This window comes from Olleya aquimaris (assembly GCF_003259525.1).
Lineage (GTDB): Bacteria > Bacteroidota > Bacteroidia > Flavobacteriales > Flavobacteriaceae > Olleya > Olleya aquimaris.
In genome coordinates this window covers 5,001-19,102 of record NZ_QLLO01000008.1, presented here as the reverse complement: position 1 = coordinate 19,102, position 14,102 = coordinate 5,001, and the positions used below count along the sequence as shown (strand labels likewise).

Genomic DNA, 14,102 nt, shown 5'->3' with positions numbered 1-14,102 from the left:
TTTAAAAGGCGGTCACAAAAATTGAATCGTTACACTTATTAACGATTTGCCTCGATTTCTTAACAATTACTCTTATTTTTTATTGTGTTGTACAAATATTTCAATTTTAGTAAGTATTTAAGACCCTTTGTGTATTTCTTAATTATATTTGCTAGCTGAAGATTTAAGACACACAATGACTTTCGATTTAAAAGCAAAAGACACACAAAGTAACGCAAGAGCAGGAGTAATAACAACAGATCATGGAGTTATTGAAACTCCTATTTTTATGCCTGTTGGTACTGTAGCATCTGTTAAAGGTGTGCACCAAAGAGAATTAAAAGAAGATATTAATCCAGATATTATTTTAGGTAACACTTACCACTTATACTTAAAGCCACAAACCGAAATACTTGAAAAAGCTGGTGGTTTGCACAAATTTATGAATTGGGATAGAAATATCTTAACAGATTCTGGTGGTTATCAAGTATACTCGTTATCTGCAAATAGAAAAATTAAAGAAGAAGGTGTTAAATTTAAATCTCATATAGATGGAAGTTACCATACATTTACACCAGAAAATGTCATGGAAATCCAACGTAGTATTGGTGCAGATATTATCATGGCTTTTGATGAATGCACACCTTACCCTTGCGATTATAATTATGCAAGACGATCTATGCATATGACACATCGTTGGTTAGATAGATGTATCAATCATTTAGAAAAAGTACCTTTTAAATATGACTACTCTCAAGCATTTTTTCCAATAGTTCAAGGTAGTACCTATAAAGATTTACGTAAACAATCTGCCGAATATATAGCAAATGCAGGTGCAGTTGGTAATGCAATAGGTGGCTTGTCAGTTGGTGAGCCAGCAGAAGAAATGTATGCTATGACAGAAGTAGTTACAGATATATTACCAGAAGATAAACCACGTTATTTAATGGGAGTGGGTACACCAATTAATATTCTAGAAAATATTGCACTTGGTGTTGATATGTTTGATTGTGTAATGCCTACTCGTAATGCCAGAAACGGTATGTTATTTACTGCTCATGGTACCATTAATATCAAAAATTTAAAATGGCGTGACGATTTTTCGCCTATTGATGAGATGGGAATTACCTTTGTAGACACAGAATACAGTAAAGCTTATTTAAGACATTTGTTTACTGTTAATGAGTTGTTAGGTAAGCAAATTGCAACCATACATAATTTAGGATTTTATTTATGGTTGACTAGAGAAGCAAGAAAACATATTTTAGCAGGAGATTTTAGAACTTGGAAAGACCAAATGGTAAAGCAAATGGATAAACGCTTATAAGTGAAAATATTAGATTGGTACATACTTAAACGTTATTTAATGACATTTGCAGTCATGCTTTTGTTATTTATACCTATTGGTATAACCGTCCATTTAGCTGAAAAAATTGGTAAAATTCTTGAAAATAATGCGCCTTTCGGCGAAGTCATGCAGTACTTGTTAGACTTCACCATTTATTTTGCACATCTACTGTTTCCTTTATTTTTATTTTTATCTGTTATCTGGTTTACCTCAAAATTAGCCAATAATACAGAGGTTGTTGCGTTTTTAAGTTCTGGTGTGTCATTTACACGTTTTTTAAGACCCTATTTAATTGGTGGAGTAATTGTAGCTATTATATCTATTGTCTTAGGTTTGTATTTAGCACCTAATGCCAGTAAAGGCTTTAATAATTTTAAATATAAATACCTCTCTGGTAAAAAAGCACTCAATAATACCAATGTATTAAAGCAAATTAATGATAATGAAATCATTTACGTAACCAGTTTTGATACTAAAAATAAAACGGGAATCAATTTTACTTTAGAGCATTTTGAAGAAGGTAAAATGAGTTATAAGATAAGTGCTTCAAATATCAGGTATTATGAAGAAGATTCTGCTTTTGTTTTAAGAAATTATATTAAAAGGACTATTGGAGAAAACAACGATATACTTGATGTACAAAGAAAAAAAGACACCATTTTTAGTTTTGATTTAGAAGATTTAACTCCAGAAGATTATATAGCCGAAACTTTACGATATAATGAATTGGTTAAATTTATAGATAGAGAAGAAAAAAGAGGCTCTAAATTTATTGGTCGATATAAATTGGCTAAATATCAAAAATGGAGTTTACCAGTTTCTGTATTTATCTTAACCATAATTGCTGTAGCTGTCTCGTCAAGAAAACGTCGTGGAGGTATGGGTGTTAACTTGGCTTTTGGTATATGTATAGCCATGATATTTGTGTTTTTTGATAAAATATTTGGAACGCTAGCAGCACAATCAGACTTTTCGCCATTATTAGCAGTATGGTTTCCCAATATTATTTTTGGAATATTAGCTATTATCTTACTGCGCAATGCAAAACGATAAACTTAAAAATTATCTTCACCTTCATCTCCTGGTTTTTATAGCTGGTTTTACTGCTATTCTAGGAAAACTTATCACTATAAATGCAGTTAGTTTAGTTTGGTACAGAATGTTAATTGCTACAGTTTTAATGTTTTTATACATTAAAATAGCAAAAGTTAATATTTCAATTTCTACAAAAGCATTTTTTAAATTAGCTATAGCAGGTATTATTATAGCATTACATTGGATTACTTTTTTTGGATCCATTCAAGTTTCTAATGCATCTATAGCATTAGCGATGTTTTCTACTGGTGCTTTTTTTGCCTCTTTTATAGAGCCCATAATTTACAAACGTAAAATAATTACCTATGAGATAGTCTTTGGGCTAATAGTAATAATTGGTATTTATTTAATTGTTCAAAGCGAATTAAAATATATTTATGGAATGGTGTTAGGTGTTGTTTCAGCGTTTCTATCATCATTATTTGCAGTGCTTAACGGTAAGTTTTTAGAACAACATTCTGCTACTAAAATCTCGTTTTATGAGTTTATAAGTGGTGTTTTTTTCATTTCAATATATATATTAATCTTTGGAGAAGGCTTTAATGCTAACCACTTTAATGTTTCTGCATCAGATTGGTTATGGTTAGTAATTTTAGCTTCAGTGTGTACAGCCTATGCTTTTATTGCATCGGTTTATGTCATGCGATTTATAAGCCCATATACAGTAGTGTTAACCTATAATTTAGAACCAATATATGGTATCATATTGGCATTAATTTTATTTCCAGAAACAGAAACCATGTCTGCATCATTCTATATTGGTGCATTTATCATATTAGGAGTTGTTTTACTAAATGGAATTTTAAAAAATTGGAAACAATTAATGACAAAAAAACAAAAGTAAACTAACTGACTATCAATTTTTAACGTATAAATATGCTCATTTTGATTGTATTCATAAAAAATGAACCAAAAAAAATGTAATTTTGCAATCTAACAAATAAACAAAACTATCATTCCCTATGGAATATTTAGAATTTGAATTACCTATAAAAGAACTAGAAGAACAACTAGAAAAGTGTCAAGTTATTGGAGAAGAAAGTGATGTTGATGTGACACAAACTTGCAAGCAAATTGAAAAAAAGCTTGTTGCAACTAAAAAAGAAATTTATAAAAATCTTACCGCTTGGCAACGTGTACAATTGTCGCGCCATCCAGATAGACCATATACATTAGATTATATAAAAGCCATTTGTGGTGAATCGTTTTTAGAGCTTCATGGAGACAGAAGTTTTAAGGATGACAAAGCAATGATTGGTGGTTTAGGAAAAATTGGTGACCAAAGCTTTATGTTTATTGGTCAACAAAAAGGTTACAATACAAAAACAAGACAATACCGCAATTTTGGTATGGCTAATCCAGAAGGGTACCGTAAAGCTTTACGTTTAATGAAGTCTGCTGAAAAATTCGGAATTCCTGTTGTAACCTTATTAGATACTCCTGGTGCATACCCTGGTTTAGAAGCTGAAGAGCGTGGTCAAGGGGAAGCAATTGCAAGAAATATTTTAGAAATGACACGCTTAAAAGTACCAATTATAACCATAGTTATTGGTGAAGGTGCTTCTGGTGGTGCATTAGGTATTGGTGTTGGAGATAAAATCATGATGCTAGAAAACACGTGGTACTCTGTAATATCACCAGAATCTTGTTCGTCTATTTTATGGAGAAGTTGGGAGTATAAAGAGCAAGCTGCAGAAGCATTAAAATTGACAGCAAAAGACATGAAAAAAATGAAAATTGTTGATGATATCATTAAAGAACCACTTGGTGGCGCTCATACTGATAGAGAAACAACTTTTAAAACAGTATCTGATGCAATTGTCAAAGCGTTTGACGAGTTTAAAAACTTATCACCAAAAGAATTAGTAAATAATCGCATCGAAAAATATTCAGAAATGGGAGTTTTTAAAGGGTAAACCTTATAAAAACCATTTGCTAACAAAATCTGAAGTTTCTGCTTCAGATTTTTTTTATGCTTGTTAACAAAAATTTGAAGTTATTAACACTATAATTGTTGACTACCTGTTAAGATTGAGTAACTTTGTAATTGAATATTTCTTAACTATTTATTTACATTCGCTAAATCTTGAATTAGTCAAATTTATAACTAGTTTTAATCAATAATTAACCACAAAAACCATCACGTTTTTACTTAAAATTATATCCGTAAAATGAAGCAACCTAATCAGATAAAAGGGTATCAAGTTGATAAGAGCACCATTATTAGCCTTGAAAAAGGTAAGATTCCACCTCAAGCTTTAGATTTGGAGGAAGTTGTGCTTGGTGCCATGATGATTGACAAAAAAGGGGTTGATGAAGTAATTGATATTTTAAGTCCTGAAGCATTTTACAAGGAAGCGCATCAGCATATATTTGAAGCTATATTCATGCTGTTTCAAGAGAGTCAACCTATTGACTTATTAACAGTTTCTACGCAATTAAAGAAAAATTCAAAATTAGATTTAGCTGGTGGAGATTTTTACCTGATTTCTTTAACGCAAAAAGTATCATCTTCTGCGCATATCGAGTTTCATGCACGTATTATTTTACAAAAATACATTCAACGTAGCTTAATAAAAATTTCTTCAGAAATTATTGAAGATTCTTATGACGAAACCCAAGATGTATTTGATTTATTAGATAAAGCAGAATCTAAATTATATGAAGTTACCCAAGGTAACATTAAAAAGTCAAGTGAAACTGCTCAAGATTTAGTAATACAAGCCAAAAAGAAAATTGAAGAAATTTCGAAAAAAGAAGGAATGAGCGGAATTCCTTCAGGTTTTGATAAACTAGATAAGTTAACTTCTGGATGGCAAGAAAGTGATTTAATTATTATTGCAGCACGTCCTGGTATGGGTAAAACAGCTTTTACCTTAACTATGGCTCGTAATGTAGCAGTTAACTCAAATATTCCTGTTGCATTTTTCTCTTTAGAGATGGCTTCAGTACAATTAATTACTCGTTTAATTTCTAGTGAAACTGGATTGTCTTCAGAAAAATTAAGAACTGGAAAACTTGAAAAACACGAATGGGAACAGCTAAATACTAAAGTTAAAGATTTAGAAAAAGCACCTTTGTTTATTGACGATACACCTTCACTTTCAATTTTTGACTTACGTGCAAAAGCACGTCGTTTGGCTTCGCAACATGGTATAAAAATGATTATGATTGATTACTTACAACTAATGACAGCTTCAGGTTCTGGTGGTAATCGTGAGCAGGAAATCTCTACTATTTCTAGAAACCTAAAAGCATTAGCTAAAGAGTTAAGTGTACCTGTTATAGCATTATCACAGCTGTCACGTGCTGTAGAAACTCGTGGTGGTAGTAAACGTCCATTACTTTCAGATTTACGTGAATCTGGAGCAATTGAGCAAGATGCAGATATTGTAAGCTTTATTTATAGACCAGAATATTATAAAATAGACGAGTGGGATGATGAAGAACGCTCGCCAACAGAAGGTCAAGGAGAGTTTATTGTAGCAAAACATCGTAATGGAGGTTTAGATAATATTAGGTTAAAGTTTATTGGACACTTAGGTAAATTTGATAATCTAGACGACTTTGATACACCGTTTGGTCAAGAGTTTCATAGTAAAATGAATGCTGCTGCTAACGATAATACATTTGCTCCGGACAATTTCCCAACTGCTAATGATGCTTTTGGCGCACCAGAGCAGGATGATAATGATGTACCTTTTTAATAAATTTTAACCGACTACTTAATGGACAAAATAAAAACCACTAACTATTTACTTTTAGTCATTGTAATACCAATAATATTTTACTTGCTAAAAGTACTGTCCTTTATATTTGTACCCTTAGTGTTTTCAATGTTTATAGCATTACTGTTTTTACCTTTAATGCGTTTTTTACTTAAACGTAATTTCCCAAAAATGGTTAGCGTAATTATTGTTTTGTTAGTGATTGCTATAGGTATAAAAATAGGAGTGGAGTTAGTAAAATTGTCTAGTAGAGAAATTTTAGCATCAGATTCTCAGTTTTTTCATAAAGCTGAAGATAAAATAAACGCTTTAGTAGATAATATTGAAGCTTTTTTTGGAGTAGAAAAAGTAGAAGGTAGCAGATCTTTAACACGTTTAGTAAATAAAGAGGCTTTACTTGATAACTTGTCTCCAACACTTAGTTTTATTAGTAAATTTTTGACCGCTTTGTTAATGACAACCTTTTTTGTTGTGCTTTGGTTAGCAGAGTCTATTAATGTAGAAAAACTTATTAATAGAACTATTTTAAAGAAAAAACACACTTCTATTAAAACCTTTATGAAAATTGAAAAGGACTTAATAAAATTTATAAAAGTTAAGTTTTTAGTTAGCTTTTTAACTGGAGTGTTTACCGGGTTGGCTTGTTATTTCTTTGATGTTAGTTTCCCTATTTTCTGGGGATTATTTGCGTTTTTAATCAACTTTGTTCAGATGGTTGGATCATTTATAACCGTAATTTTACTATCCATTTTTGCATTTGTAGAGCTTGAAACCTCTAGTAAACTATTGTTTTTTGTTATATCCATTGCAGGTACACAAGTCTTGTATGGTAGTATTTTAGAGCCAATATTTATGGGTAAATCTTTTTCCATAAATGTTATCGCTGTTTTAGTTATGCTAATGTTTTGGGGATTTATTTGGGGTATTCCTGGACTGATAATGGCAATCCCTATTACAGTATTTCTTAAAATTATTTTCGAGCAGTTTCCTAGAACAAAGATTATATCAGACCTACTCTCCGGTTCTTCAAGTTAATTTATTGCTAATTCGTTTTAAAAAGTTGCTTTTTTAACTATCTTTCAAGTTATAAATCACTTATTTTAAATGAAAAAATTAGCAGCATTTTTAATCCTGTTTCTATTTGTTAATCAAATATTTGCGTCTTACATCCTAATTCCGATGGATGCTGACACGCAAAAAAATCATTTAAAAGCCTACGGAATTACTTATTGGACCTTAGAGAAAGATGTAAAAGTTAAATGGCTTCTTAATTACAGAGGCGGTTCGTTTTTATTACCAGATAGCGAAGAGATACAAAGAGAATGTCAAATAAGAGGTGTAAGTTTTGAAGTATTATCTGATGCTAAAACAGAGCAAATTTTAGAAGAAATTAGCAGTCCTAGTAAAAATATGGAAGCTGTTGTACTTGAAAAAGCACCTAAAATTGCAGTCTACACACCAAAAGGAAAATTACCTTGGGATGATGCAGTAACAATGGTTTTAAGCTACGCAGAAATCCCTTATGAAACCGTTTACGATGAAGAAGTCTTAAAAGACGAATTACTATTATACGATTGGTTACACCTACATCACGAAGATTTTACTGGACAATACGGAAAATTTTACGCACGTTACCGTCAAGCTGCTTGGTACATTCAAGAAAAAAAAGATGCTGAAGCATTAGCTACAAAATTAGGATACGCTAAAGTGTCCGAAGCCAAACGCGATGTTGCACTAAAAATTAGAGATTACGTCGTAGGTGGCGGATTTATGTTTGCCATGTGTAGCGCTACAGATAGTTTTGATATTGCATTGTCTGCAGTGCATGTAGATATCTGCGAGCCTATGTTTGATGGTGACGCAAGCGATGGTAACTACCAATCTAAAATTGACTATTCTAAAACTTTTGCTTTTAAAGATTTTACACTAGTGCGCAGCCCAATGGTTTATGAGTTTTCAAGTATTGATATGACCACAAAACGAATGATTCCAAAAGAAACAGACTATTTTTCCCTAATGGATTTTTCTGCTAAATGGGATCCCATTCCAACTATGTTATGCCAGAATCATACAGCATTGGTAAAGGGGTTTATGGGTCAAACTACTTCTTTTACCAGAGATGAAATCAAATCTAATGTGCTAGTTATGGGTGAAAACAAGACCAATGGAGAAGCCAAATACATACATGGTATTAAAGGAAAAGGCTTTTTTACTTTTTATGGTGGACACGACCCAGAAGATTATACACATAAAGTTGGCGACCCAAAAACCGAGTTGGAATTACACCCAACATCACCTGGTTACCGATTAATTTTAAACAATGTATTGTTCCCTGCAGCAAAAAAGAAAAAGCAGAAAACTTAATTTTTTTTGGCGTTACCACAAGGGTCAGGCTTTCGCAAGTCGCAATCAAAAATGTGCTCCAACAATTGCTCAACTACGAAGTAATCATGAATACTATAATAATATTATAAAAAAATGAATAATCCTTAACGCAGTACCACAATCTACTAGACCTAATAAATAGCTTATTAATACTTCAATCTTTACTACAATGTCAACAAAAGATGATATCCTAAAAAAAATAGAAATACTAATCACCAATCATTTTGATTCGCCAAAAAACGCGTTCGACTTTTTTGATGAAAATGGAGATAAAAAGTTATCAAAATCAGAAATTAAAAACCTACTTCAAAAAGCAGAAATTAGCGGATTTATTCGCGGTATTGTAACTTCAAAACTTATTGAAGGATACGATAAAGATGGAGATCAATTAATTAGTTGGTCAGAATTTAAAGCAGCAATAGACGAGATTTCATCATAAAAAACACCATTTGAAAAACACACTATTTCAATTTTTAAGGTTACTATTTGCGACTATCATTTTTTGGTCTCTAGCATTTTGTTTGTTTATCATGATACGCTACTATCAAGTAGGAGCAGAAGGTGGTGAAGCTTTTGAGACGTCAGAAAGTGCAGTAGTACCAATATTACAATGGTTAGAATTTGGAGTTTTTGCTGGAATACTAGTTGGGTTTGTATATGCAATTGTCGAATTTATCTTTGAAAAATTTCAACTAAATAAGCTAGCTACAGGATTAGTATTACTGGAAAAGTCTTTGATTTATCTACTCATGCTAATTTTATCTACCAATTATATAGTTGGGTTAATAGAACAGCAAATAGACAGAAACTTACCAAACGAGCAAGGTTGGTGGAAAGAAAACAAAGTATTTTGGTTAGTTGTAGGCTATTTTATTGTTTGCTCTTTAATATTTTCATTTTTAAAAATTGCTAAAGAAAAATTTGGGAAAGGCGTTTTGTTTAACCAGTTAATTGGTAAGTATAAAAAACCACGTGAAGAAGAGCGTATATTTATGTTTTTAGACTTAAAAGGATCTACTACAATAGCAGAACAGTTAGGACACTATAAATATAGCGAACTGATTCAAGAATGTTTTTACGATTTAAACCGAGTTATTACAAATTATAGTGCAGAAATATATCAATATGTTGGTGATGAAGCTGTCATAAGCTGGACCTTTAAAAAAGGAATTAAAAATAATAACTGTGTAGAATTGTTTTTTAAATTTCAAGATAGACTATTAAAAAAACAGAAAGCCTATCTAAAGCATTTTGGTTTGCAACCTAAGTTTAAAGCAGGTTTGCATGGTGGGAAGCTAATTGTTACAGAAGTGGGTACTCTTAAAAAAGAAATAGCGTTTCATGGTGATGTTATAAATACATCTGCTAGGATACAAGGAGAATGTAATAAGTATAACGAATCACTTTTAATTTCAGAAGAGTTATTAGATAAATTAAATCTTCAAAAGTTTAAGATACGCTCTATAGGTAATATTCCATTAAAAGGAAAAGAAGAAGAAGTCAGGCTATTTTCAATTAATAAAGAATAAAAAAATCCGATTCAATTAAGAATCGGATTTTAAATATTATAAGCGAAGTATTGTTAGACAATTGGCAAAATGCCCCTTATTTTACTTTGTTCACAATAGCTTCAAAAGCTTCTGGGTGGTTCATCGCTAAATCAGCTAAAACCTTACGGTTTAACTCGATATTATTAGCTTTTACTTTTCCCATAAATTGTGAATAAGACATTCCGTGTAATCTAGCTCCTGCGTTAATACGCGTTATCCATAATGCACGAAACGTTCTCTTTTTGTTTCTACGGTCTCTGTATGCATACTGCATAGCTTTGTCAACCGCATTTTTTGCTACTGTCCAAACGTTTTTACGACGTCCAAAGTAACCTTTTGCTTGTTTAAGCACCTTTTTTCTTCTGGCTCTTTTAGCTACAGAATTTACTGATCTAGGCATAATTTTAATTGTTTTTTTGTAGTAGGCGGTTAATTAATTAACACTTTATTTTGAGCCTAACTCCAGGGTTTATAAATAATTTTAACCGGTTAAAACAATGTTACTTTAAACGTAACATCACTTTAACATTGTTCTCATCCGCTTTGTGTACCAAACCGTCATGAGTTAAAGCTAATTTACGTTTTTTAGACTTCTTTGTTAAGATGTGACTTTTAAACGCGTGCTTTCTTTTAATTTTACCAGTACCAGTAAGCTTAAAACGCTTTTTAGCACTAGATTTTGTTTTCATTTTAGGCATTTTGTTTCCTAGTTTTAATTATTTCGCTTATAATGTTTTTACTACTGAAATTATTTCAGTTCTATCTATTTTTTTGGAGCTATAAACATAGTCATACGTTTTCCTTCAAGTCTTGGCATTTGTTCTACTTTTCCAAACTCTTCCAAATCTTGAGCTAAACGTAATAACAAAATTTGTCCTTGCTCTTTAAACACAATAGATCGTCCTTTAAAGAATACAAAAGCTTTTAATTTAGCTCCTTCTTTCAAGAATTTCTCGGCGTGTTTCTTTTTAAATTCGTAATCATGGTCATCTGTTTGAGGACCAAATCTAATTTCTTTGATAACAACTTTTGTAGCCTTAGATTTTAATGCTTTTTCCCGTTTCTTCTGTTCATAAAGAAACTTCTTGTAATCCATTATTTTACATACTGGTGGATCTGCTTTTGGCGAAATTTCAACCAAATCTAATTCTTGCTCTTCAGCTATTGCTCGAGCTTCTTTAGTGGTATAAATTCCTACTTCAACATTGTCTCCAACTAGACGCACTTTTTCTGCTCTAATTTTTCCGTTAATGTTGTGCTGATCTTCCTTTATGATTCTTGCCGGACCTCTTGATCTTTTTCTACGTATTGCTATGACTTATATATTTTAGTTAAACTTAATTTTAAAATTGTTTTTTTGTTTTATTTATTTCTGTTTTAACAACTTCTGCAAACTCATCTACACTAATCGTGCCTAAATCTTCTCCACCGTGTTGTCTTACAGAAATCATACCTTCACTCTCTTCTTGCTCCCCAATGATAATCATATAAGGCGTTTTATTCATTTCAGCCTCTCTAATTTTTTTACCAATAGTCTCGCTTCGGTTATCTACAAGTGCGCGAATTTCGTGATTTTCTAGCAAAGTTAAAACTTTTTGACCGTATTTTTCATATTTCTCACTAAGAGTTAATACAGAAACTTGAGTTGGCATTAACCAAAGTGGGAAATTTCCTCCAGTATGTTCTAATAAAATTGCAATAAAACGCTCCATACTTCCAAAAGGTGCACGATGAATCATTACAGGTCTGTGGGTTTCATTATCACTTCCTTTATAGGTCAACTCAAAACGCTCTGGTAAGTTGTAATCTACTTGTATAGTTCCTAATTGCCACTGTCTACCTAATGCGTCCTTTACCATAAAATCTAACTTAGGACCATAAAAAGCAGCCTCACCAGTCTCTACCACATAGTTTAATCCTTTGTCTTTTGCGGCGTTAATAATTGCTTGTTCTGCTTTTTCCCAATTCTCAAGACTACCTATGTATTTTTCTGGTTTTTCTGGATCACGTAACGAGACTTGAGCAGTAAAATTTTCAAAGCCTAAAGATCCAAATACATATAACACTAAATCTATAACATCTTTAAATTCCTTATCTAACTGGTCTGGAGTACAAAATATATGGGCATCATCTTGAGTAAATCCACGTACTCTGGTTAAACCATGTAATTCACCACTTTGCTCATATCTATATACTGTGCCAAACTCAGCAAATCGTTTAGGTAAATCTTTATAAGACCATTGTGTACTATTATATATTTCACAATGATGAGGACAATTCATTGGTTTAAGTAAAAACTCTTCACCTTCTTTAGGAGTAGATATGGGTTGAAAACTATCTTCTCCATACTTAGCATAATGTCCAGAAGTTACATATAATTCTTTTTGACCTATATGTGGTGTAACAACCATTTCATATCCTGCTTTTTTCTGTGCTTCTTTTAAAAAGTTTTCTAGTCGCTCTCGTAAAGCTGCACCTTTAGGTAGCCATAAAGGTAGTCCTTGACCAACTTTTTGAGAAAATGTAAAAAGTTCTAATTCTTTACCTAATTTTCTGTGGTCTCGTTTTTTTGCCTCTTCTAAAAGTTCTAAATAAGCAGTTAACTCTTTTTGTTTCGGAAAAGAAATCCCATAAACACGTGTCAATTGTGGTTTATTCTCATCTCCTCTCCAATAGGCACCTGCAACAGATAACACTTTTACAGCTTTAATAATACCAGTGTTTGGTATATGTCCACCACGACATAAGTCTGTAAATGTTGAATGATCACAAAAAGTAATTGTGCCATCTTCAAGATTTTCTATTAACTCAGTCTTATATATATTGTCCTTATATAATGATAATGCATCTGCTTTAGAAACAGATCGCATAGAAAACTCATGTTTTCCACGAGCAATCTCTAACATTTTATTCTCAATAGACTTAAAATCTTTATCGCTTATAGAGTGTTCACCAAAATCAACATCATAATAAAATCCATTATCAATTGCAGGACCAATAGTTAATTTACAACCAGGATATAACTCCTCTAAGGCTTGAGCTAAAACGTGAGCAGAACTATGCCAAAACGCTTTTTTACCCTCGTCATCATTCCATGTATATAGAACTAGAGAACCGTCAGTATTTAAACTAGTAGTAGATTCAACAGTATCTCCGTTAAAACTAGCCGAAATTACATTTCTAGCCAAACCTTCACTAATACTTTTTGCAACATCAATAGGTGTACAACCCTTTTCAAAAGATTTTACACTACCATCTGGTAAAGTAATTTTTATCATTAAAATCAAATTAAGGCACAAATATAATAGTATAATACTTGACAAGCAATACAACTCTGTAAGTAATAATGTAAAATTTTATAACAATAGCGTTCCCCAAAAAAGGGTCGGGCTTTCCATTATATCTTTTTTTTGCCATATATGTCATCAAAAAAAAGGATGTCATTGCAATCCCTAACGCGGTTAAAGCCCAAAGGAAGTTTAGTGTAACAAAGTTAATAGTACTATTTAATGATTAGTCAAAAGACTTATTAAGGTAACAAGCAAAAAAAAATATAAGCTGTAAGCTATTGAAAATAATGATATTAAAGCGTGATTAAAAAATAAAGTAAAAAAAGATTCAAAAAAGGGTTGTGGGATTAAAAAAGGGTTTTATATTTGCACCCCGAAAACGACGTAACAGAAGTTATCGAGTATAGGAAAAAACGTTCAGGGAAATTATATTATATAGCTCAGAAATAAAAAAATAAATATTTTTTTCAAAAAGAGTTGTGAGATAAAAAAAAGCAAATTATATTTGCACCCGCTTAAGAGATAAACGACTTAAGAAAACGAAAAAAAAGTTCATAAACATATTGAATTGACAGCGTAAGAAACTAATTGGAAACGATTAATTTCAAACAAGAGAATAAACCATTTTGAGTACTAGACATTTTAATTGTTAAGATACAGTCGAAAGACTAAAAAATTAACGATGAAGAGTTTGATCCTGGCTCAGGATGAACGCTAGCGGCAGGCT

General features: G+C 31.7%; 13 protein-coding genes and 1 rRNA gene (1 of these 14 only partly in view). 10 read left to right on the top strand and 4 right to left on the bottom strand.

From position 1 onward, the window contains the following. The first annotated feature begins 175 nt into the window (after positions 1 to 175). The 9 genes from tgt to LY08_RS10870 all read left to right on the top strand — a co-directional run bounded on the left by tgt (position 176) and on the right by LY08_RS10870 (position 10,064). Positions 176 to 1,306: a tRNA guanosine(34) transglycosylase Tgt gene (gene tgt, locus LY08_RS10910; protein ID WP_111660480.1), complete on the top strand. Its 1,131-nt coding sequence runs from the start codon at positions 176 to 178 to the stop codon at positions 1,304 to 1,306. After that, the gene (locus LY08_RS10905) at positions 1,307 to 2,380 is read left to right on the top strand and encodes an LptF/LptG family permease (protein ID WP_111660479.1); all 1,074 of its coding nucleotides are present in this window, start codon (positions 1,307 to 1,309) and stop codon (positions 2,378 to 2,380) included. Further along, positions 2,367 to 3,266 (top strand): DMT family transporter, encoded by a 900-nt coding sequence (locus tag LY08_RS10900; protein WP_111660478.1) that lies wholly within the window; start codon positions 2,367 to 2,369, stop codon positions 3,264 to 3,266. Before LY08_RS10905 ends, LY08_RS10900 begins: the two co-directional genes overlap by 14 nt. Before the next feature lie 118 nt (positions 3,267 to 3,384). Then, complete coding sequence (locus LY08_RS10895) at positions 3,385 to 4,338, top strand: acetyl-CoA carboxylase carboxyltransferase subunit alpha (RefSeq protein ID WP_111660477.1); 954 nt, start codon at positions 3,385 to 3,387, stop codon at positions 4,336 to 4,338. A gap of 255 nt (positions 4,339 to 4,593) precedes the next feature. Further along, positions 4,594 to 6,129, top strand: a complete 1,536-nt coding sequence (dnaB, locus tag LY08_RS10890; protein ID WP_111660476.1) for a replicative DNA helicase — start codon at positions 4,594 to 4,596, stop codon at positions 6,127 to 6,129. 21 nt (positions 6,130 to 6,150) lie between these two features. Then, positions 6,151 to 7,185 carry an AI-2E family transporter gene (locus LY08_RS10885; RefSeq protein WP_111660475.1) on the top strand — a complete coding sequence of 345 codons (1,035 nt, stop codon included), beginning with the start codon at positions 6,151 to 6,153 and terminating at the stop codon, positions 7,183 to 7,185. Between the two features lie 144 nt (positions 7,186 to 7,329). After that, positions 7,330 to 8,514 carry an asparagine synthetase B gene (locus LY08_RS10880; protein WP_111660474.1) on the top strand — a complete coding sequence of 395 codons (1,185 nt, stop codon included), beginning with the start codon at positions 7,330 to 7,332 and terminating at the stop codon, positions 8,512 to 8,514. Between the two features lie 190 nt (positions 8,515 to 8,704). Beyond that, positions 8,705 to 8,974 carry an EF-hand domain-containing protein gene (locus LY08_RS10875; RefSeq protein ID WP_111660473.1) on the top strand — a complete coding sequence of 90 codons (270 nt, stop codon included), beginning with the start codon at positions 8,705 to 8,707 and terminating at the stop codon, positions 8,972 to 8,974. Positions 8,975 to 9,065: 91 nt separating this feature from the next. Further along, positions 9,066 to 10,064, top strand: a complete 999-nt coding sequence (locus LY08_RS10870; RefSeq protein WP_245907583.1) for an adenylate/guanylate cyclase domain-containing protein — start codon at positions 9,066 to 9,068, stop codon at positions 10,062 to 10,064. A 76-nt stretch (positions 10,065 to 10,140) separates the two neighbouring features. Here the strand turns inward: LY08_RS10870 and rplT are convergent, their stop codons facing one another. The 4 genes from rplT to thrS all read right to left on the bottom strand — a co-directional run bounded on the left by rplT (position 10,141) and on the right by thrS (position 13,363). Further along, positions 10,141 to 10,485, bottom strand: coding sequence for a 50S ribosomal protein L20 (gene rplT, locus LY08_RS10865; RefSeq protein ID WP_111660471.1), 345 nt, complete (start codon positions 10,483 to 10,485; stop codon positions 10,141 to 10,143). A gap of 100 nt (positions 10,486 to 10,585) precedes the next feature. Then, the gene (gene rpmI, locus LY08_RS10860; RefSeq protein WP_072350841.1) at positions 10,586 to 10,783 is read right to left on the bottom strand and encodes a 50S ribosomal protein L35; all 198 of its coding nucleotides are present in this window, start codon (positions 10,781 to 10,783) and stop codon (positions 10,586 to 10,588) included. 65 nt (positions 10,784 to 10,848) lie between these two features. Next, complete coding sequence (gene infC, locus LY08_RS10855; protein WP_262510028.1) at positions 10,849 to 11,358, bottom strand: translation initiation factor IF-3; 510 nt, start codon at positions 11,356 to 11,358, stop codon at positions 10,849 to 10,851. 70 nt (positions 11,359 to 11,428) lie between these two features. Beyond that, positions 11,429 to 13,363, bottom strand: a complete 1,935-nt coding sequence (gene thrS / locus LY08_RS10850; RefSeq protein ID WP_111660469.1) for a threonine--tRNA ligase — start codon at positions 13,361 to 13,363, stop codon at positions 11,429 to 11,431. Between the two features lie 691 nt (positions 13,364 to 14,054). Between thrS and LY08_RS10845 the strand changes: the two genes are divergently transcribed. Continuing rightward, positions 14,055 to 14,102: ribosomal RNA gene (locus LY08_RS10845) — 16S ribosomal RNA — on the top strand (it continues 1,472 nt past the right edge of the window).

What these genes read in the sequence shown, in the direction of transcription:
- tgt (WP_111660480.1), top strand. Translation starts at nt 176, where the DNA reads ATGACTTTCGATTTAAAAGCAAAAGACACACAAAGTAACGCAAGAGCA.
- LY08_RS10900 (WP_111660478.1), top strand. Translation starts at nt 2,367, where the DNA reads ATGCAAAACGATAAACTTAAAAATTATCTTCACCTTCATCTCCTGGTT.
- LY08_RS10895 (WP_111660477.1), top strand. Translation starts at nt 3,385, where the DNA reads ATGGAATATTTAGAATTTGAATTACCTATAAAAGAACTAGAAGAACAA.
- dnaB (WP_111660476.1), top strand. Translation starts at nt 4,594, where the DNA reads ATGAAGCAACCTAATCAGATAAAAGGGTATCAAGTTGATAAGAGCACC.
- LY08_RS10885 (WP_111660475.1), top strand. Translation starts at nt 6,151, where the DNA reads ATGGACAAAATAAAAACCACTAACTATTTACTTTTAGTCATTGTAATA.
- LY08_RS10880 (WP_111660474.1), top strand. Translation starts at nt 7,330, where the DNA reads ATGGATGCTGACACGCAAAAAAATCATTTAAAAGCCTACGGAATTACT.
- LY08_RS10875 (WP_111660473.1), top strand. Translation starts at nt 8,705, where the DNA reads ATGTCAACAAAAGATGATATCCTAAAAAAAATAGAAATACTAATCACC.
- LY08_RS10870 (WP_245907583.1), top strand. Translation starts at nt 9,066, where the DNA reads ATGATACGCTACTATCAAGTAGGAGCAGAAGGTGGTGAAGCTTTTGAG.
- rplT (WP_111660471.1), bottom strand. Translation starts at nt 10,485, where the DNA reads ATGCCTAGATCAGTAAATTCTGTAGCTAAAAGAGCCAGAAGAAAAAAG.
- rpmI (WP_072350841.1), bottom strand. Translation starts at nt 10,783, where the DNA reads ATGCCTAAAATGAAAACAAAATCTAGTGCTAAAAAGCGTTTTAAGCTT.
- thrS (WP_111660469.1), bottom strand. Translation starts at nt 13,363, where the DNA reads ATGATAAAAATTACTTTACCAGATGGTAGTGTAAAATCTTTTGAAAAG.